The organism is Paraburkholderia nodosa DSM 21604 (assembly GCF_000519185.1).
GTDB lineage: Bacteria > Pseudomonadota > Gammaproteobacteria > Burkholderiales > Burkholderiaceae > Paraburkholderia > Paraburkholderia nodosa.
Genome location: NZ_JAFA01000004.1, coordinates 363,970 through 384,005 on the forward strand (window position 1 = coordinate 363,970; position 20,036 = coordinate 384,005).

Annotated in this window: 17 protein-coding genes; 9 read left to right on the forward strand and 8 right to left on the reverse strand. The window is 63.7% G+C overall.

What is annotated here, in order from left to right; all coding sequences use genetic code 11:
* Nucleotides 1-14 precede the first annotated feature (14 nt).
* From A3CW_RS45605 to A3CW_RS0108105, 5 genes are all read right to left on the reverse strand, one after another.
* Nucleotides 15-2,369, reverse strand: a complete 2,355-nt coding sequence (locus tag A3CW_RS45605) for a M23 family metallopeptidase (RefSeq protein ID WP_051481308.1) — start codon at nt 2,367-2,369, stop codon at nt 15-17.
* Nucleotides 2,370-2,489: 120 nt separating this feature from the next.
* Nucleotides 2,490-2,804, reverse strand: a complete 315-nt coding sequence (locus tag A3CW_RS0108090) for a DUF2345 domain-containing protein (protein ID WP_028203115.1) — start codon at nt 2,802-2,804, stop codon at nt 2,490-2,492.
* 282 nt (nt 2,805-3,086) lie between these two features.
* Nucleotides 3,087-3,248 carry a hypothetical protein gene (locus A3CW_RS52260; protein ID WP_154677878.1) on the reverse strand — a complete coding sequence of 54 codons (162 nt, stop codon included), beginning with the start codon at nt 3,246-3,248 and terminating at the stop codon, nt 3,087-3,089.
* Between the two features lie 59 nt (nt 3,249-3,307).
* Nucleotides 3,308-3,469 carry a hypothetical protein gene (locus tag A3CW_RS52265; RefSeq protein WP_154677879.1) on the reverse strand — a complete coding sequence of 54 codons (162 nt, stop codon included), beginning with the start codon at nt 3,467-3,469 and terminating at the stop codon, nt 3,308-3,310.
* A 298-nt stretch (nt 3,470-3,767) separates the two neighbouring features.
* A complete protein-coding gene (locus tag A3CW_RS0108105; RefSeq protein ID WP_028203116.1) occupies nt 3,768-4,979 on the reverse strand; it encodes a helix-turn-helix transcriptional regulator in 1,212 nt (403 codons plus the stop codon).
* A gap of 366 nt (nt 4,980-5,345) precedes the next feature.
* Between A3CW_RS0108105 and A3CW_RS0108115 the strand changes: the two genes are divergently transcribed.
* Nucleotides 5,346-5,948, forward strand: coding sequence for a DUF4337 domain-containing protein (locus A3CW_RS0108115; RefSeq protein WP_028203118.1), 603 nt, complete (start codon nt 5,346-5,348; stop codon nt 5,946-5,948).
* Between the two features lie 4 nt (nt 5,949-5,952).
* Here the strand turns inward: A3CW_RS0108115 and A3CW_RS0108120 are convergent, their stop codons facing one another.
* Together A3CW_RS0108120 and A3CW_RS0108125 are read right to left on the reverse strand one after the other, a co-directional pair.
* Entirely contained in the window at nt 5,953-6,480 is a 528-nt protein-coding gene (locus A3CW_RS0108120) for a hypothetical protein (protein WP_245623560.1), read from the reverse strand.
* A gap of 93 nt (nt 6,481-6,573) precedes the next feature.
* Nucleotides 6,574-7,071, reverse strand: a complete 498-nt coding sequence (locus tag A3CW_RS0108125) for a DUF2501 domain-containing protein (RefSeq protein ID WP_051481309.1) — start codon at nt 7,069-7,071, stop codon at nt 6,574-6,576.
* Nucleotides 7,072-7,728: 657 nt separating this feature from the next.
* Here A3CW_RS0108125 and A3CW_RS45610 point away from each other — a divergent pair.
* Nucleotides 7,729-8,952, forward strand: a complete 1,224-nt coding sequence (locus tag A3CW_RS45610; RefSeq protein ID WP_051481310.1) for a transposase — start codon at nt 7,729-7,731, stop codon at nt 8,950-8,952.
* A 59-nt stretch (nt 8,953-9,011) separates the two neighbouring features.
* On the opposite strand, the gene A3CW_RS0108135 is transcribed toward A3CW_RS45610, so the two are convergent.
* On the reverse strand, nt 9,012-10,532 hold the full coding sequence (locus tag A3CW_RS0108135; RefSeq protein WP_028203121.1) for a mannose-1-phosphate guanylyltransferase/mannose-6-phosphate isomerase: 1,521 nt from the start codon (nt 10,530-10,532) through the stop codon (nt 9,012-9,014).
* A 499-nt stretch (nt 10,533-11,031) separates the two neighbouring features.
* Between A3CW_RS0108135 and A3CW_RS0108140 the strand changes: the two genes are divergently transcribed.
* From A3CW_RS0108140 to A3CW_RS45615, 7 genes are all read left to right on the forward strand, one after another.
* Complete coding sequence (locus tag A3CW_RS0108140) at nt 11,032-12,411, forward strand: undecaprenyl-phosphate glucose phosphotransferase (RefSeq protein ID WP_028203122.1); 1,380 nt, start codon at nt 11,032-11,034, stop codon at nt 12,409-12,411.
* 77 nt (nt 12,412-12,488) lie between these two features.
* Nucleotides 12,489-13,904: a UDP-glucose dehydrogenase family protein gene (locus A3CW_RS0108145; protein ID WP_028203123.1), complete on the forward strand. Its 1,416-nt coding sequence runs from the start codon at nt 12,489-12,491 to the stop codon at nt 13,902-13,904.
* A 53-nt stretch (nt 13,905-13,957) separates the two neighbouring features.
* Nucleotides 13,958-14,407, forward strand: coding sequence for an arsenate reductase/protein-tyrosine-phosphatase family protein (locus A3CW_RS0108150; protein ID WP_028203124.1), 450 nt, complete (start codon nt 13,958-13,960; stop codon nt 14,405-14,407).
* Nucleotides 14,404-15,579, forward strand: coding sequence for a polysaccharide biosynthesis/export family protein (locus A3CW_RS0108155; protein WP_035512526.1), 1,176 nt, complete (start codon nt 14,404-14,406; stop codon nt 15,577-15,579). Before A3CW_RS0108150 ends, A3CW_RS0108155 begins: the two co-directional genes overlap by 4 nt.
* 60 nt (nt 15,580-15,639) lie before the next feature.
* Nucleotides 15,640-17,886: a polysaccharide biosynthesis tyrosine autokinase gene (locus A3CW_RS0108160; RefSeq protein ID WP_051481311.1), complete on the forward strand. Its 2,247-nt coding sequence runs from the start codon at nt 15,640-15,642 to the stop codon at nt 17,884-17,886.
* A gap of 41 nt (nt 17,887-17,927) precedes the next feature.
* Entirely contained in the window at nt 17,928-18,854 is a 927-nt protein-coding gene (locus A3CW_RS0108165; protein ID WP_028203127.1) for a glycosyltransferase family 2 protein, read from the forward strand.
* 34 nt (nt 18,855-18,888) lie between these two features.
* Nucleotides 18,889-20,034, forward strand: a complete 1,146-nt coding sequence (locus tag A3CW_RS45615; protein WP_035512528.1) for a glycosyltransferase — start codon at nt 18,889-18,891, stop codon at nt 20,032-20,034.
* The last annotated feature ends 2 nt before the right edge of the window (nt 20,035-20,036 follow it).

Here is a 20,036-nt window from a genome sequence, read left to right on the forward strand (position 1 = left end):
TACTGATCCTTAGATCAATCAGGAGTTTGAGCTGTAAAATCGACGTATACATGTGATAGCGCAGAGGACTCTCCCCATGTTGGTGCCTGATGTGGATGCAATACAATCCTTTGTCTTGAGTAGGTCAACGTCTTACTCGTCACAGCTTCTGTCATATCGCCGCGATATCGAAAAACAAATGTAGAATATTGTTGCCTGTCGTCGTACCCGTTTCCCCCTCCGTTTACCAAAACAGACATACGCCCTACCGTCTCAGTCGTGATTCCTGCATCGGCAACGCGTGAAACATTAGAGACGCCCATAAAGCGCTTCCAAACCCAAAAAAAGCCCGCACTGTCACAAGCAATTGAACGGTTCGAAGCGACAAGGTCGGGGTCATAGCGTGGATACCACTGTCTCCTATCACTGTGTGAATGCCCTTGAGAATCAACTGTCGGCGGTCCTGACCAGTAATGTGTCGACACCGCCGTAATCCTGGGGTCAGAATAATGTTCGGAAGCATTGAACGGGAATCCGCGAAATTTCCCATAGTCGTCATATAGCGTAGGCCAAGTAAGCTGCATTAAACCGCGGCCATAGAATGCCTCATAATATTGCGCATTTCCCGCAGTGCCTTTCCCTTTGCCATCCTCAATAACAGTTCTTAGAAAACCTGTTTCTATATAAGCCTGCGATAAGAAAGCAGTCTGCCGCTCGGGTGTTGTAATTCCATATTTTCGAAATGTATTGCATATATCCGTGATATTGATGGTGCCGCCATTCAACCGTCCGTGAGCCGTCTGCCAGCTTAGCGTAGCTCCAGCATGATTTAGTCCGTAGCGACGCGGTAAAAGCTGTGTAAGTTCATCGAGGCTCAGCCACCCACACTTTCTGAAATATCGGATGAACGCGAGCGGATGGAAAAACCAGAGCTTCTGCCCCGCAGGCAGACCGGTCACGTCCCAGAACTGAATTTCCTTGAGGTATTTGAGAAAGTCGTTGTAGCCCTGTTCATTGCCATGATAAAAGCCGCCTTCGTCGAGCAGCTTTGCGTAGCGCGTCTTGTTGTGCATGCTGTCCCACTCGCTCGGCGCATTGCAGATGAACCCGCGTAGCGCCCGGCGTACCTCGTCGTGGCCCTTCACATAGTACGAAAGCGCGCCCGCCTTCTGCACTTCTGTCGTTTCCACAGCAACCGTGGGCTGTTCGTTGTCCGCAGCATCCTTGACGAGTTTCTTGAGCGCGTCGATATCGCACAACCCGTCGCTGCTGAAAGGCGTATTGCCGTCGCTGATCTTCTGCCAGCCCATGAACAACGGAAAATCCGCGTCGGACAGCTTTTTGATCACCGCCTTGCTTATATCAATATAGCCGTGCTTCCCGCTCGCGTAGGTCACTTGTACCCAGGTCGCGCAGGCCACCCCCGAGAGGGTCACGGGCGTCGAGAGGATACGCCCGAACCGCAGCATCTCGTAGCCATCGCTTGGACAGGAGCCGTAGAGAGCCGTCGCGCGACGGTAGAGGTCGTATTCGTAATCGGCCTCGAGCACCGGATCGCGCGTCAGCAGCGTGTGCGAGCCATCCGCCGCGACGCTCCAGACGTTGGTGTACTTCGTTCCCTTGCTGAAGTACACCTCGACGACGAGCGGCAGCGTGTTTGTATCTGTGTAGCCCGGCTCGAACTTGATCCCGTGCAGCTTGCTGTCAGCGCCCGTCGCTGGCGGTAGCGCAAAGAACTGCTGGCGCGCCGGAATCATGTAGTACGTGTGGCCCCAGCAGTCTGCGGCCGCTGGCGTGTCCGGCGTGGCATTGCCGAGCTGCGTATGGCCGAAGTACGCATCGAAATCCCCCGGCATCATGAAGATCTCGAAATGCATGTACCAGACGCTCTCGTAGCGCCCGATATAGCCCAGGATCCCCTTGCGCCGGACCTTCTGGCCGCTGCCCCTCGCCGCTGGCGTGACCTGCCCCTTCGTATCCTGGCCGGAGGGCAGGTGCAGGAAATCGGGCAGGCCCTTGTTGTCAAACCCGAACGTATGGTATTCGGCCAGCGGCAGCAGATGCATATAGAGCGAGTAAAACGTGATCGTGCGACCATCGCCCGTTTCTGTCGAATGCTTGAGCAGGACGAAGCCCGCGTTGCCATCGCCGGAGTCCATCGCGTGCTGGCAGACCCGGTAGGCGACGACCTCGCCATCGGCGATGGCGTGGATCGGGCCATGTGTGTCGGGTGCGAGATGCACACCGCAATGCCAGCGCCGGTCGAACGCAATCGGATAGACGCCGTGCGCGAGTTCGAACTGGTCGACGGCATCCATCATGGGGTCTGGCTTCGCAGCGTTGGCGGACGTCAGGCCCGAAGCGGGCAGAAAAGGAGGGCTAATGATCATGGCGGGTCAGTTCGTATGGGAGTACCGGTCACTGGGCTGATAGTTGCTGTTCGGCAGGAGCGGCAACTGTGTCGGCACGTTGTCTGGTCCGACGAAGGTAAACGAGCCGGCCGTGATGGTTTATGCGCCCGGACAATGGAACGTAACGTTCCCGTCCTCCAGGACGACGGAGGCCCCACCGCAGTTGAGCGTGAGCTTCGTGTTCGCCGATACCTGCACGTCCGCACTTTCGCTGGCGACGCGCAACGGGTCCATGCCGCCTGTGAACGCTGCCATCAAGAGCTTCCCCTTCGCTGCGACAAATTTCAGCCTGAGTTCGTGTGAAGTCGAGCACATCGAGATCGAGTGCCCGCCGATCCACATCTTGAAATGTCGTGTCAGGCGCGCGCTTGGGTGGCGCAGCGCCTCCGTGAAGCTCTGCGTCACTGCATTCATTCACGCATCCCTGTCTAGTTGAAAGGACCGATACAAACCTGTTGTGCTGACAACTTTCTGGCGAGTCAGGATAGACGGGATAAGTGAAGAGTGTCTAAGGGGTCAACTGGAGGTTTTTAGCTTGCGCAACAAGGCGACGAAAAAACAGATGAATCAGACTTTACGCATATTCGCGTGGTGCACTGATGTGATACAAGCCCGTCGTGGGCTGCAGGAATATGCACGCTAAATACCGGAACCCGCCCGCAGACCAGGCGGAACACCGTCTGCAGTGCTGCTGCATCAGACAGTTTCAGTTGTGCCTGACTGACCGCGCTGCGCGCCGCCGAAGTCGAATAGCTCGATGGCGCGATCGGGCAGCGTTTCATGAGGTTGCGTGTCGCCTGCGTCGAGCGTGCAGTCGTTCACATTGTCGCGGTCAATGATGCGCAGGGGGGCTCTCACCCGCATTGGTGAAGTTCAGCTTTATGGCTTGGTCCAGTGAGGCCCCGAACCGCGGCGAATCAGGACGGCATGACGGTCAGCGCTGCGAGGCCGGCGTCGCTCATGCGATATGGCCAGTACGTCAGCCAGTGCGCGTGCAGATGCGCATTGAACCTGCCGCTGCGCACCGGGCGGATAGGGAGCGCTCCGGGGTTGAGCGCCTGCGCACCTGCGAGGCTCATGACTTACTGCCCCCTAACTGAGGAACGGGCGCACACGCTGGTCTGACTCCATGAAATCGCGTCCCTGAAGCGTTGCCCGTCCACTACGCTGACGGCGAGCAGTGTACTGCTGCTTTCTGTGTCGCCATATGCGACGAGCGCGCGACTCCTACCCATATCGTAATTTCCGATCCCACTGTCGGTAGTAAAAAGTCGCTGCGAAATTAGTTATACAGAGCTTTGAGATGCGTCCAACTTTTGGGGCCCAGTTCAATGCGCGGGCCGCTTTTTACACGCGCAACTCGTATCGAATCGGATATCAATCCCCGCGCGCAATCGCAAGCTGCGCGATCAGACGCATCAGCTCGGCCTGGCGGCGCGTGGTGGTTTTCGCGAACACGTGATGCAGATGCGTGCGCACGGTCGAGGGCAGCACCTGCAGCGCTTCGGCCACGTCTTTCGGATTGAGGCCCTTGCCGACTTCGCAGGCCACGCGCGCTTCCGCGGGCGTGAGGCCGAACAGCGCGATGAGCCGCGTTTCCACGCCGCGCCGCGACGACTGCGGATCGATCACGATGAGCATGGCCGTGCCGGCGCGCGCGGCGTGGGCGAAGTCGTCGGCGTGACGGTGCTCGCCTAGCGGCGAAATGAGCGCCTGCAGCGGCTCGTCGGGCGGCTGGCGGCCGATCAGCATCGCGCCGCCGCTGCGCCCGCGCACGTCGCGCCCGGCCGCACGTGCGATCAGCGAGCGCAACTGCTGCGTGGCGGCAGCCGTGGCGGCGCTGAGCGCGGCGTGTTCGGTGCGCAGCCCGTTTGCGCGGGCGAGCTGCGCCGTGGCGGCGCGATTCGCGAACACGATGTGCGCATCGGCGTCGACGATCAGCACGCCATGCGCGAGCGCGTCGAGTGCGTCCGCGGGGGCATGGACGCTTGCGTCGCGCGAGGCGAGGGTGCGCGCCGTGTGCCGCTGCACGCGCAAGGCATTGCGCAGATGCGGCAGCAGCGTGCGCAGCGCGTCCAGTTCGTCTTCGCTATAGAAGCGCGTTTCGTGGCGTAGCGCGCCGAGCACGGCGGCCATGTCGCCTTCGCGCAGCACATTCGCGAAGGCCACCGTGTAGAAGCGCTGCGGGCGCACCCACTCCTGCACGAAGGCGCTGCGTTGCAGACTCCCCTGCGGGTGGATCATCGTGTCGGTGACGAGCGTGCCGGCGGCCCAGCGGCGTACCTGCGGCACGAGCGGATCGAAGCCGCCGTAGTGCTGTGCGTACGATTGGGCAAATGAAGCGTCGATGCCGTCCCATTCGGCGAGCGAGAACGTGCTTTCGGGCGGCAGCATGGTGAGATTGACGTGTTGCGCGCCGATGCGTTGCGCGATGCGCGCACACACATCGGGCCAGCGTTGCGCGTCGAAGCCGGCATCGTAGATCGCGTCGATCAGGCCGCCGGTTTCATCCGGCTCGCCGTGCCGCACGCGCGCGCTGTGTGCAACGGTATCGATGGCCGCAGCGTGCGCGGCCGTTGTGGGCCCCATGGTGGTCTCCAGGCTGGAATTTATTAACGGCAGAAGGCCTCAGGGCATGCCGCGCGAGGTTGCATATAGGGCCATGTGGCACTGCAACGACACGAAGGGGCGCTCCAGGCGCAAATCCACGTTTGCAAACGGCAGGCGGGAGGGGATGCACTGCAACATCCCGGGGTACCTATTCTGAATGGATAGACGATAAAACCTACGATTTGCTTTCGTCAGGAAAGATTTCGGGTTTCGTTACATCCGATGCATTCCGGGTACTGGACAAGCGCGCCGCGCTCACGATAATTGAGCGTCCCACACAGGCGCGCCGCACGGGGAAAAGGCGCTGCGCGCCAGTGAAAGTCAGAGAAAGCGGAGAGTCTTTGGATGTATGAAGAGTACGAAGTGCATGGGCCGCACGACCACGCGGTCGAACACGCCGCGGCGGGCCATGGCGGGCACGGCGAAAGCGATCCGTTCCCCGGCCGCATGGCGGTGATGACGGCCATCCTCGCTTCGATTGGAGCGATCTTTGCCTACCAGAGCGGCAACAGCGAGAACCAGGCGCTCTATTACAAGAACGAAGCGGCGATCCGCAAGACCGAAGCCGCGAATCAATGGGCCTACTATCAGGCGAAGGGCGAGAAACAGAATCTGGCGGAACTGGGCGCGCAACTCTCTGCGCTTGCGCCGAATTCGGACGCCGCGCAGAAGCGCTTCGCCGCCGACGCCGACCGCTATCGCCAGCAGAAGGAGCCGATCCGCGCCAAGGCGGAGGCGCTCGAAAAAATCGTCGAGCAGGACGATGCGCTAAGCGAGCAGGTGCTGCACGGCCATCATCGCTGGGCTCAGGCCACGACGCTCATCCAGATCTCGATCGCGCTCACGGCGATTACGCTGCTCACGCGGCGGCGCTGGCTGCTCAATACGTCGGTGGGCGTCGCGATCGTCGGGGTGGGGCTGGGCGCGCTGGCGTTCTTCGGCGGCTGAGCGCTCACCCGCCGCACACGATCGCCGTGAGCAGCAGCGGCACGACCGATTGCACGGTGGCGTCGCTGTTGGCTTCGCGCACGCGCGAGCGCACCTTCTCCGCGGGCGCAGACACGACCACGCCGTAAAGCGGCGAGGTGATCTCCTTGCCGGCGCCGCGCTTGAAGAGCGTGTCGTCGCGGTCGTAGCCGAGCACCACGTAAATGGGGAAGCCGAACGCGCTCAGGCGGGTGCCGCGCACCGGGCTGAACGCGTTGACCGAATTCGCTTCGACGCGGCTCGGCTCGGGCTCGATGGATTTTTCGTCGATGAGCGACGTAATGAACGTGTGGGGATCGGACTTGCAGTCGAACTGCTGGTCGCGCCCGGTGGCTTGCGCATGCGCGGCCGCCGGGACCAGCAGGGCGGCAAAAGCGGCAAGGCCGCTCAGCGCGTTCCGCAGCGTGGTGGCCGGGAACGCGAATATCACGGGAGTGTGGCGCTTGGTCATGGCTACGAGCAGCAATGCCGAGAGAAGACCGGTTGATTCCATTCGACAGCCGGTCTTCGTTCGTGTTCAAAGCTTACGGCACATAAATTGCGCGGGCCGTGCGCCCGCGCACATCTGCATGCTGGATCGGGGAGGCTACAGCATCGACTTCGCCTGGCTCAGGATCTTGTCGCAGACCTGCTTCGTGGCCTCCTCCTTGAGGCCGCCGCCCGTGAGGTCGAGCTTCTGTCCGTTGCCAGCCGTGAGGATGCCGCTCGTGCCCTGCGTATAGCCGCTATCCGTCGTGTTCGCGCCGCCGGGCAGCTTGCCGAGCAGCGAGTCTTTTACGTTGCTCGCGGCGTCGGCGTTCAAGTAATTGTTCTTGATGCAGTACTGCAGCACGCCGGTGACATTGCCGAGACTGTTCGAGGTGAGCGAGGGCGCCGAAAGCGAGTTGCCGAGGCCGCCCAGATTGCCGAGCGCACCCTGTGCCGAACCGCTGTTGCTGCCGCCCTGGTTGAGCAGGTTGCCGAGCTGCGCCTGTGCGGCGCCCCAGGGGGCGAGCAGCGCCAGGGTCAGGGTGGCCATCAACGCCGTGGCGATGCGCGGCGTGGCGACGCGCGGCGTGGCGACGCCCGGAACAGAGGTTTGCATACACGAATCTCCGTGGTGGTTCAGTGCGCCCTTACTATAGACGGATTCGTTTTCGCGGCTTCGCTACGTGACGCCGCACGAGCGTTCGGTCAGCGGCGGTGCAACCGGAGCGAAGTGCGACCGCCGGGTCTCGCGTGAACGTTTCATGATGCATCTGATGATTTCATCGGCATGTCATTTGTTGCGGGCACAACGATAACGCTGCAGAAGCAAACCTGACGTTCGCCGGCGCGGATGTGTCTTAAGTGGTATGCATGGGTTGGGAATTGCGCAGGGCGCACCGCGTGTGCCGGCTACGCAACGAATGAACCTGTTACAAGTGTATCTACGCTGTAAAACACTGCGTTTTCAGGCCTTTTTCGGCGATCTTCCCCGCGATTCAAGGTGGAGATTGTTTCTAACCGTAACACTTATTACGGCCCTCCTCATCGGCTGGTTTCAGGTGGTATGCTTCCTGCACAAATTCTCCCTTGCACGAGTGAGACCACGTGTATTGCGTCAATACAGTGAAAGAACGCACTGCCAGAGTGCGCGTCGCGACGCAAATGAACACGTCATCCAAGCATATGGTGCAACCGAGCTAGCCAGCGCGGGCAACAAGATCCGCAAGCCAGTGCTCCGTCACTGCAGCCCCGGTCCGGCTGCGTGGAGAACAGCATGAATTTCGAAGAACTGAGCGACGACGAGTGGGTGCAGGTGTCCTCGCTCGTGTCAGATGAACCTCCTATTAGACTCAACCGGCGCGGCCGCCCTCGCGCCGAGCCGCGCGTCGTGGCCAATGCCGTCCTCTGGATTCTCACCACGGGCGAGTCGTGGTCGCGCCTGCCCGCGCGTTATCCGTCCGGGCCCACCTGCCGTCGTCGTTTCGAGGAATGGCACGGCAGCGGCACGCTGATCGAACTGGTCGAGCTGCTCTCGCAGCGCGGCCGCAAGTTCGTCTATGTGCCGCAGCCCGCGCAGGCCGATGCGCAACCCGTTGCAGTCGCAGTCGAGGAAGTCGCCGAGGACGATGGCCAGCCGGCCGTGTTCTGGAAGAGCCCCGAAGCCTGGCAGGCGCCCGCCGCGCTCGCCGACGCGCCGCTTGCCGATCCCATGGAAAGCATGATGCGTCAGCTCGCGGGCGGCGAACCGGCATTGCCCGATTCGATCGGCGCGCCTGCCGTGGCTGCTGCAACGAGTGCAACGACCGTTGCGAGTGCGACGCGTTCGCAAAACAATGCGCCGTTCGGACCGTTCTCGCCTTCGCGCGTGAGCAAGCCGGTTGCGACTCGCGCGATGCCGCGCGACGCGTCGCATCGCAGTGCGCACCCGGCGGGCGGCGTGGTGCAGGTCGCGGAATGGCGCGGCTATACGATGAGCCTCACCGTGCAGCCCGTGCGCAACCGCATGTTCCGAGGAGCCGTGGAGATTCTCAAAGATGGCACGCGCATCGAGCGCTCGGGCCTGATCGGGCCGCCGTTCCAGGATCGCGAATCCGCGCGGAATTTCGCCTTCGACTGGGCGCGTGAGTGGCTCGATCGCGAAGGCTCGGCCGAGTCCGCGTCCGGCGTTTCGTGGCCGGGTTCGCATCCCGCCAGGCATGCCGCATCGAAGGGCGCTGCACAGAGCGCTTCGCAAACGGCGTTGCCCGGCGCCGCACCGCACGCGCCAGGCGTGACGCGCGGCGATCCGTCCAATGCCGCCGCCGAGCGCGCGTTGCCTGCGGCCGTACCGGGCAGCGTGCGGCTCGCGCCGCTGCAAGCGCCGGTACAGCGTTACACCGCCACGGGCGCACTGCTCACGGGCAGCGAAGCTCGCGAAGCCAATACGGCGTCGTCCGGCACCGCCGAGCGACGTACCGTCGGCACCACCGGAACGCGCTACCGCACGCTCTCGCGCTGATCCTGCCAGGCCGCGCGCGCGGTGCGCGCGGCCTTCCTGCATGGCCTCTCCTGCTTTCTTCACTGCCTGCCGTACTGATCGTCGAGACGCACGATATCGTCTTCGCCGAGATACGAGCCCGACTGCACCTCGATGATCTCGAGCGGCATCTTGCCGGGATTTTCCAGTCGATGCGACACGCCAAGCGGGATGTACGCCGACTCGTTTTCCGAAACGATGAAGCGTTCTTCTCCGCGCGTGACGAGCGCCGTGCCGCGTACGACGACCCAATGCTCGGCGCGATGGTGATGCATCTGCAGCGAGAGGCGTGCGCCCGGTTCGACCACGATCCGCTTGACCTGGAAGCGCTCGCCGCTGTCCACGCTGTCGTAATGACCCCACGGGCGATGCACGAGGCGGTGCGCCACGGCTTCGGTGCGGCGTTCCTGCTTCAGGCGCTGCACGATCTTCTTGACGTCCTGGGCGCGCGAGCGGTCGGCGACGAGCAGGGCGTCCGGGGTCTCCACGACCACGAGGTCCTTTGTGCCGAGGCAGGCGACGAGCCGGCCGTCCGAATGCGCGAAGGTGTCGCTGGCGCCTTCGAACATCACGCGGCCGTGCGCGACGTTGCCTTCGTCGTCCTTGGGCGAAACCTGCCAGACGGTGTCCCATGAACCGAGGTCGGTCCAGCCGGCCGTGAGCGGCACGACCACGCCGCTTGCGACCGTCGGGTCGCCGGAGAGCGGTTCCATCACGGCATAGTCGATCGAGTTCGAAGGCGAACGTGCGAACGCTTCGCTATCCACGCGGAAGAAGTCGCCGTCGGCCTTGCCGTGCTCGATCGATTCCGCGCATGCGGAGTAGATGGCCGGATGGAAATGGCGAATCGCCTTGAGCCAGGTCGATGCGCGCACGATGAAAATGCCGCTGTTCCACCAGTAGCGCTGTGAAGCGACGTACTGCTGCGCCAGCTCGAAGTAGGGCTTTTCGACGAAACCGTTCAGACGCCGCGCACCGTTGGGTTCGGCGTTCGCGAGCGGCTCGCCCACGTGAATGTAGCCATAGCCCACTTCGGGATGCGTGGGCACGATGCCCATCGTCACGATCTGGCCGTTCGCCGCATGACGCACGCCTTCGGCCACTGTGTTCTGGAATGCTTCGAGGTCGGCGAGCGCATGGTCGGCCGGCATCACCACGAGAATGCCGTCTTCCTGCTTTGCCACCACCGACATCGCGGCGATCGTGAGCGCGGGTGCCGTGTCGCGGCCCACGGGCTCGAGAATCAGGCGCGCATGCTTGCCCGCCGCGCGAACCTGCTCGGCGGTGGTGAATCGATGTTCTTCATTGCAGACGATCAGCAACTCCTCTGCGAGCGTCACGCGCTCGGCGAGCGCATCGAGGCGGCCCGCGGTGTTGGCAAGCAGCGACTGCTCGCCAACGAGGTTGATCATCTGCTTCGGATATTGCTCACGCGACAGTGGCCACAGCCGCGAGCCCGCGCCGCCCGCCAGCACCACAGGGCATACCTGCAATGCACTGCGCGTTTCGGCACGCGTCTGGGACGCTTTTGCCGATGCCGTAGCGGAACCCGTATCCATCATCTCGCTCTCCTGTAAAAGGTATCGGTGATGCAATTTGTAGCATGCTTAAAATCGTCATAAATAGAGTCGTAAAGAAGAAAACGGAAAATATTCAAATTAAATTTTAATCACCCTTCCGTCACACCGTAATTCAGATAAAAAATTCAATAAAAATTACGTCGCCGGCCTCCGAAATTTCTTGTCAGAACCCAAAATATGGCGTTCGGGCAGGAAAAATCTGCCGGAATGGCCGGGGTAGAGAGCCAATGCGGGAGCGCATTCCGGCAATCTTTGCCGACAAAATTCGCGAAAAATTGAGTCGAAAGGGACGAAACAATTGGAGATACTTTTGAGGCTTGCAGCCGGAATTTTTATCGCGCCTTATTAGGGTTTATTCGGATCAGAATTCGCGACGCCGGGCTTTTTTTCGCGGCGACGCAGTCCCAGAAACTTTTGAAGCGACCGGCCATGATTTGCAGTGCGTGGCCGCGATTCATTTTTTTAACCCGAGGTGCCGGACATGCTCAGCGTTCTAGCCAGAATTTTCGACGTTGCCGCCATTGCCGCTGGAGCGCTGCTCGCGGCCGCCTTGCACCGTGGCCAGTTTGTGCCGCTCACCGACGCGGAGAGCGTGGCGCTCGCGTTCAACTGCGTGCTTGCGATCTGGATGTTCCCGGCGTTCGGGATCTACAAGTCGTGGCGCGGCAAGTCGCTCTACGCGCTCTTTGCCCGCGTGTGCGCTGCCTGGCTCGCCGTGGAGGGCACGGGCATCCTGCTGAGCTTTAGCCTGCACCGCGCCGATTCGCTCTCGCGGCTGTGGCTCGCGTACTGGGTCGTCGCCTCGGTGGCGCTGCTGATCGTCTCGAAGGCGCTCGTGCACATGGTGCTGCGTGGCATTCGCCGCGAGGGCTACAACCAGAAGGCCGTGGCGGTGGTGGGCGGCCCGCGCTACGGGCGCTTCCTGATCGAGCACATGCGCTTTCACCCGGAAGCGGGCTTTCACCCGGCGCTCGTGTTCGACGAGGACAGCGATGCCGATGGCGCCGCCGCCATCGACGGCGTGCCCGTGGAGCGCAACCTCCAGGCCATGCTCGAGTTCGTGCGCGAGAACGAGGTGCGCGAGCTGTGGCTCGCCTTGCCGATCACCAAGGAGCGCACGATCCATCGCATCGTCACGGCCTTGCGCAACGACTTCGTGAACATCCGCTTCATTCCGGACGTGCGCAGCCTGTCGTTCTTCAGCCAGCCCGTGGTCGATCTGCTCGGCGTGCCGGCCATCAATCTCGCGGCCTCGCCGGTCACGGATCTGCGCGTGCTGCCCAAGCGCGTGTTCGACATCGTGTTCGCGGGCGGCGTGCTGGTCGCGCTGGCGCCGCTGCTGGCGGTCATTTCGCTCGCCGTGAAGCTCACGTCGAAGGGCCCGGTGTTCTTCAAGCAGCGCCGCAAGGGGCTGGATGGCAACGAGTTCGAAATCTACAAGTTCCGCTCGATGAAGGCCCATGCGGAAGTCGCAGGGCAGATCACGCAGGCGCGCCGCAACGATCCGCGCGTGACGCGCGTCGGCGCGTTCCTGCGCCGCACGAGCCTCGACGAGCTGCCGCAGTTCATCAACGTGCTCAAGGGCGAGATGTCGGTGGTGGGTCCGCGCCCGCACGCGCTTGCGCACGACGACATCTACAAGGACCTCGTGCGCGGCTACATGGCGCGCTATCGCATCAAGCCGGGCATTACGGGCTGGGCGCAGGTCAACGGCTTTCGCGGCGAAACCGATCGCGTGGAAAAGATGCGCGACCGCGTGCGCTTCGATCTGCACTACATGCAGCACTGGAGCTTCGCGCTCGACCTGCGCATCGTGGCGATGACGATGTGGAAGGGCTTCGCAGGCCAGAACGCATATTGAGGCGAAGCGAGTGCGCGCGATGCTGGTGTGCGCAACGTTTCGCGTGACATGAAGAACCAATCACTTTTGAGGTGGGCATGAATCTGACGATCATTGGCAGCGGTTATGTGGGTCTCGTGACGGGCGCCTGTCTTGCCGACATTGGCAACGACGTGTTTTGCCTCGACGTCGACGAACGCAAGATCGACCTGCTCAATCAGGGCATCGTGCCGATTCACGAGCCGGGCCTGAAGGAGATCATCGAGCGCAACGTGCGCGCGCGCCGGCTGAAGTTCTCGACCGACGTCGAAGCGGCGGTCGCGCACGGCGACGTGCAGTTCGTCGCCGTGGGCACGCCGCCCGACGAAGACGGCTCCGCCGACCTGCAATACGTGCTGGCGGCCGCGCGCAACATCGGCCGTCATATGACCGGTTTCAAGGTGGTGGTGGACAAGTCCACGGTGCCGGTCGGCACGGCCGCGCTCGTGCACGACGCGATCGCCTCCGAACTGCGCAAGCGTGGCGAGAGCCACATGTTCTCGGTGGTCTCGAACCCCGAGTTCCTCAAGGAAGGCGCGGCAGTCGATGACTTCGCGCGGCCCGACCGCATCGTGCTCGGCTGCAACGACGACGTGCCCGGAGAGCGTGCGAAAGAGGTCATGAAGCGGCTCTATGCGCCGTTCAACCGCAACCATGAGCGCACGCTCTACATGGACGTGCATTCGGCCGAATTCACCAAGTACGCGGCCAACGCCATGCTCGCCACGCGCATTTCGTTCATGAACGAACTTGCGAATCTCGCCGACCGCGTGGGCGCCGATATCGAGGCCGTGCGCCGCGGCGTAGGCTCGGACCCGCGCATTGGCTACGACTTCCTCTATGCGGGCTGCGGCTACGGCGGCTCGTGCTTCCCGAAAGATGTGAAGGCGCTCATGCGCACAGCCGAGGATTTCGGCGAGCCGCTGCAGATCCTGCGCGCCGTGGAGTCCGTCAATGAAGCGCAGAAGCAGGTGCTCGCACAGAAGATCGTTACGCGCTTCGGCTCCGACCTCACGGGCCGCACGTTCGGCGTCTGGGGGCTCGCGTTCAAGCCGAACACCGACGACATGCGCGAGGCGCCGAGCCGCACGCTCATCGCCGAACTGCTCGCGCGAGGCGCCGCTGTCAAGGCTTACGACCCGGTCGCGACCGCCGAGGCGAAGCGTGTACTCGCGCTCGATCTCGCGCACGCGCCGGAACATCAGGCGCGGTTGTCGTTCGTGAACGACGCGATGGAAGCCGCGAGCGAAGCGGATGCCGTGGTCATCGCCACCGAATGGAAGGTTTTCAAGGCACCCGATTTCGAAACGCTCAAGTCGCAGCTGAAGATGCCGATCGTGTTCGACGGCCGCAATCTGTACGAGCCGTCCGCGCTGCAGGAACTCGGCATCGAGTACCACGCCGTGGGCCGCGCCAGCGCGACGCAGGCGAGCCGCGCGCGTGCCGAAACCGCCGCGACGCAGGCGCTCGCCTGAGCGTTGCCGGGCTTCGTGCGCAGCGTTATGTAAAGGAAGGGAGTCACGCGACCATGATCAAGAACGTGCTCATCGTTTGCCACGCCAACGTCTGCCGCTCGCCGGCGGCGGAGCAGCTCTTTCGCGAGCGTCTGAGCGAACAGCAAGGCTCACGGGTGGAATCGTTTCAATCGGCGGGCCTGCGTGCGCGCGATGGCGACGACATGGACCCCGTGATGCAGTGGCTGCTTGCCGAGCGCGGCGTGAAGGTCGGCGGGCACCAGTCGCGCCGCCTCACGAGCCGCCTCGTGCGCTCGGCGGACCTCGTGCTCGTGACCGAGCGCCGCCAGGTCGCCGCGGTCGAGCGCATTGAACCCACCGCGCGCGGCAAGGTGTACGCGCTCGGTAACTGGGAGAACTCTGATGTCAGCGATCCGCACGGGCTCCACGAGTCCGCGTATCGCCAGAGTCTTGAATTGATGGATCGTATGGTAAAGGGATGGTTGAGCCGAATATGCCAATGACAAAACTGAAACTGACGGCGGTAGTCGCGTTGAGCGTCTTCGTTTCCGCGTGCGCAACGGCGCCCGGCAACTATCTCGACACGTCGAGCCTGAAAGAACAGCCGAACAACCAGCCGCAGCAGCAATTCAACGTGCAGCTCATCACGCAGCAAGTCGTGCTGCAGCAGGCGCAGACGGCCGCGGCGCAGCCGAAGGCGCCGCTGCCGCCCTCGAAGTTCGCGAATGCCGCCGACTACATCTATCACATCGCGCCGCAGGACATTCTCGGCGTGACCGTGTTCGATCACCCCGAACTTTCGACGCCGCAAGGCTCGACGTTCTCGGCGGGCGGCAACACCACGCAGACGGTGGGCCAGGCGCTCACGCAGCCCTATACCAACGCGCTGCCCGGCCAGTCCGACCCGTACGGACAGACGGTGTCCAGGGACGGCACGATCTTCTTCCCGTTCGTGGGCCGCATCATGGCCGCGGGCAAGACGCCCGGCCAGATCCGCGATCAGCTCGCGTCCGGCCTCGGCCCCTACGTGAAGAACCCGCAGGTGGACGTGCGCGTGCTCGCGTACCGCAGCCAGAAGGTGCAGATCACGGGCGACGTGAAGACGCCGGGACCGCTCTCCATGAGCGATGTGCCCCTCACGCTGGTGGACGCCATCACGCGCTCGGGCGGCACGACCGACAGCGCCGACATCAACCGCGTGCGCCTTACGCGCAACGGCAAGCTGTACATCCTCGACGCGAACCGTATGCTCGACGGCGGCGATTCGACCCAGGACGTGCTGCTGCAGAGCGGCGACGTCATCAATATTCCGGATCGTTCGGATAGCAGAATATTCGTGATGGGCGAAGTGAAGACGCCCCTGCAGACAAACCTGATTCGCGGCAACCTCACGATCGCCGACGCGCTCACCCAGGCGGGCGGCATTCTCGATACCGACGCGAACCCGCGCCAGATCTTCGTGATGCGCGGCATGAAGGACAACCCAACGCAGCCCGAGATCTACCGTCTCGACATGACCAAGCCCGACGCGATCATGCTTTCGTCGCAATTCCAGCTCAAGCCGCTGGATGTGGTGTACGTGGGCACGGCCGCTTCGACGACCTTCAACCGTGTGTTGCAGCAGGTGCTGCCGACCATCCAGACCGTCTTCTATCTGAAGCAGATCGCGAAGTAAGCGCGTGATCGAAAAGCTTCGAAAGAAGACGCAGGAGCAACACCTAAACAACGGGATTGAATCGTGACCATACAAGCCAATAGCCAGGCGGCCCCGGCGGCCCGCACCGAGGAAGAGGACGTCGTCCTCGGCCAGTTGCTACGCGTCATCATCGACGACATCGGCTGGCTCATCGCGATCGCGGCGGCGGTGATCGCCATGGCCGTGTTTTACTGCTTCATCGCCAAGCCGGTCTACACGGCCGACACCCAGGTTCGCGTGGAGCCTTCCGACTACACGTCGCAGGCCCTCACGCAAACGCAAACCGGCGCGAACATCAGCTCTGGATCGTCGACGGGCAGTCTGCCCACCGACGCCGAGATCCAGATGATCAAGAGCCGCAGCGTGGTCGAGCCGGTGGTGAAGCAGTTCAAGCTGAACACCACCGTCACGCCGGTCATGCTGCCGTTGATCGGCAGCCTGTCCGCGCGTCTCGCGACGCCGGGCACGCCCGCGCGTCCGTGGTTCGGGTTGAGCAACTGGCTCAGCAACTTCGCGTGGGGCGGCGAAGTCATCAACCTCGACTCGATCGAGGTCACGCCCGAGCTCGAGGGCAAGAAGCTCACGCTGACCGCGCTCGACAACGACCGCTACGTGGTTTCGACGCCGGACGGCGCGCGCCTGCTCGAAGGCACCGTTGGCCAGGTCGAACAGGGCGGCGGCGTGAAGCTGCTCGTGAACAAGCTCGTTGCGCGTCCGGGCACCCGCTTCAAGGTCGTGCGCCTGAACGACCTCGACGCGATCAGTGGTTTCCAGAACGCAATCCAGGTCCAGGAGCAGGGCAAGCAAACGGGCGTGATCGACATCTCGCTCGAAGACAACGACCCCGAGCACGCGGCCGCCATTGCGAACGCGGTGGCGCAGTCGTACCTGCGCGAGCACGTGGCGACCAAGCAGGCCGACGCGAGCAAGATGCTCGACTTCCTGCGCAGCGAACAGCCGCGCCTGAAGTCGGACCTCGAGAACGCCGAGGCGGCGCTCACGGCGTACCAGAGCAAGTCGGGTTCGATCAACGCGAGCGACGAAGCGAAGATCTATCTCGACGGCAGCGTGCAGTACGAGCAGCAGATCTCGGCGCTGCAACTGCAGATCGCCTCGCTCCAGCAGCGCTTTGGCGACCAGCACCCGGTGCTGATCGCGGCGCGCCAGCAGCTCGCGCAACTGCAGGGCGAGCGCGCGAAGTACGACACGAAGTTCCGCGACCTGCCGGCCACGGAAGTGAAGGCCGTGCAGCTGCAGCGTGACGCGAAGGTGGCCGAGGACATCTACGTGCTGCTGCTCAACCGCATCCAGGAGCTTTCGGTGCAGCGCGTGGGCACGGGCGGCAACGTGCATATCGTCGATCCGGCCCTGCGCCCGGGCAACCCGTCGAAGCCCAAGAAGCTGCTGATCGTCTCGGCGGCGTCGCTGCTCGGCATCATTCTCGGCACGGGCTTCGTGCTCATGCGCCGCAACATGTTCAAGGGCATCGTCGATCCGGACCAGATCGAGCGCTCGTTCCAGCTGCCGGTGTACGGTCTCGTGCCGCTTTCGCCGGAGCAACTGGCGCTCGAGAAGCGCGCCCCGGTGCGCGGCGGTACGCGTCTGCGTGAAGTGCTCGCGAACTCGCGCCCGAAGGACCTCACGGTCGAAAGCCTGCGTAGCCTGCGCACCTCGCTGCAGTTCAGCGTGATGGACGCGCGCAATCGCGTAGTCATGCTGACGGGTTCGGTGCCGGGCGTGGGCAAGAGCTTCCTCACCGCGAACCTCGCCGTGCTGCTCGCCCATTCGGGCAAGCGCGTGCTGATGATCGACGGCGACATGCGCCGTGGCGCGCTCGAACGCCATCTGGGCGGCCCCCAGGAAAACGGCTTCTCCGAGCTGCTCTCGGGGCAGATTTCGCTGGACGAGGCGATTCGCGCGACCGAAGTGGACAACCTGCACTTCATGTCGTGCGGCCGCCGTCCGCCCAATCCTTCCGAGCTGCTGATGTCGCCGCGTCTTGGCCAGTACCTCGAAGGCCTGTCGAACCGCTACGACGTGCTGCTCATCGACACGCCGCCGGTGCTCGCCGTGACCGACGCCGCCATCATCGGCAGCCATGCGGGCTCGACGTTCCTCGTGCTGCGTTCTGGCATGCACACCGAAGGCGAAATCGCCGACGCGCTCAAGCGTCTGCGCAACGCCGGCGTGCGGGTGCAGGGCGGGGTGTTCAACGGCGTGCCGGCGCGTACGCGCGGCAACTACGGCTATGGCTACGCGAATGTGCGCGAGTACCTGAGCGCATGACGCCTACGCCCCCATCAAGTGCAGCCAGGGAGGAATCCGCGATGAAACTGACCGTGCTCGTGCCGACCTATCGGCGTCCTGACGATCTGTCGCGCTGTCTTTCGGCGCTGCTGCGCCAGCAGCGCGCGCCCGACGAGATCGTGGTCGTGGCGCGTGCCGACGACGAGGCGACGCACGCGTGCCTCGCCGAACACGTCACGCCCCGCGTGCTCAACGTGGCGGTGGCCATCGTCGAGGAACCGGGGCAGGTGGCGGCGCTCAATCGCGGCATCGAGGCCGCGACGGGCGACGTGATCGCCATTACCGACGACGACGCCGCGCCGCGCGCCGATTGGGTCGCGCGCATCGCGGCGGCCTTCGAGTCCGACCCGAAGCTCGGTGCGCTGGGCGGCCGCGACTGGGTTCACGAAGGCGGCCGCATGATCGACGGCGAGCGCCCGCTCGTGGGCAAGCTGCAGCGCTCGGGCCGCATCGTCGGCAATCATCATCTGGGCGCGGGTGGCGCGCGCGAAGTCGATCTGCTCAAGGGCGCGAACATGAGCTATCGGCGCGCGGCGATCGGTGACCTGCGCTTCGACCGACGCCTGCGCGGCACCGGCGCGCAAACCCATAACGACATGGCGTTCAGCATGAGCGTGAAGCGCTCGGGCTGGAAGCTCGTGTACGACCCGCTCGTGGCCGTCGACCATTACCCCGCGCCGCGTCCGGGCGAAGACCCGCGCAACGCGCAGACGCTCGCCTCGATCCGCAACGCCGCCTACAACCTGCATATCATCCTGCTCGGCCATCTCACGCCGCTGCGCCGCGAAACCGCCTGGTGGTGGTACGCGCTCGTCGGCACGCGTGTGTATCCGGGCCTCGTGCACACCGGCCTGAGCGCCGTACGCGGCGATTCCGCGGGCGCGGCGTTTGCACGCTGGCGCGCAGTGCGCGGCGGCGCACGAGAGGCGCGCCGCGCGCTCGTTTGAGCGGCGCGGCCAACGACTACACGGAGGACCCCGAATGAGCGGTACGCAAGTCCACGTCCACCTTTTCTATGGCGCCGATCCGCGCCGCTATCGCAAAGGCGAGAACATCGGCAGCCTGTACGGCTACCATCACGCGGAATCTGCGGAATTCGCCCTCAATTATGCGCAGGACGCGAGCGAGAGCACGCCCATGCGCTTCATGCGGCGCGCACTGAAGGCCGCGTTCGGCTTCGACTTCGTTCATGCGTGGCGCAATCGCCGCGCCATTCTGCAATCCGACGTCATCTGGACGCACACTGAGCAGGAGCATCTGGCCGTGGCGCTGGTGCTGCTGATGAACGCGAAGAAGGGCGGTGCGCGCCCGCTGCTGCTGGCACAAAGCGTGTGGCTGCTCGACCGCTGGCCGGGCTATGGCGCGCTGCGCCGTGCGATTTACAAGCGGCTTCTCAAGCGTGCCGATCTGCTCACCACGCTCGCGAGCGAGAATGCCGCGCTGTGCGGCGAGTATTTCGGGCGCGAGGCGCGTCACGTGCTCTATGGGCTCAATACCAGCGATTTTCCGCTGCGTCCGCCTGCGGAGTGGACGCCGCATACGCCGGTGCGCGTGGCCGCGATCGGCAACGACCGCGACCGCGACTGGGCCACGCTCGTCAGCGCGCTCGGCAACGATTCGCGCTACCAGGTGCGGATCGCCACGCGCCGGCGCATGCCGGCATCGGCGCGCGCGGACAACGTCGAAATCGTGCGCGTTTCCGGCATCAAGCAACAGCATGCGCTGTATGACTGGGCGGACATTATCGTCGTGCCGCTGCGTCCCAACACGCACGCTTCGGGCATCACGGTGATGCTGGAAGCCGCGGCGCTCGGCAAGCCGATGATCGCGACGAAGGTCGGTGCGCTCGAAGACTACTTCGACGAGACGGCCGCTTCGTATGTCGAGCCGTTCAACGCCCAGCAGTTGCGCGACGCGGCGAATGCGCTCGTCGCCGACCCGGCGCGTGCGCTCGAACAAGCGCGCGAAGCCTGCGAGCAGTTGCGCACGCGCGATCTCACTACGCAACACTTCGCACGGCAGCACGCGCAACTCACGCGCGAGATGCTGCACGAGCGCGACGCGCTCAATGGCGAGTCGATTGCGAGCGAACCCCGTGGCCCGGGCGTCGCTGCGCGCGGGATGTGATC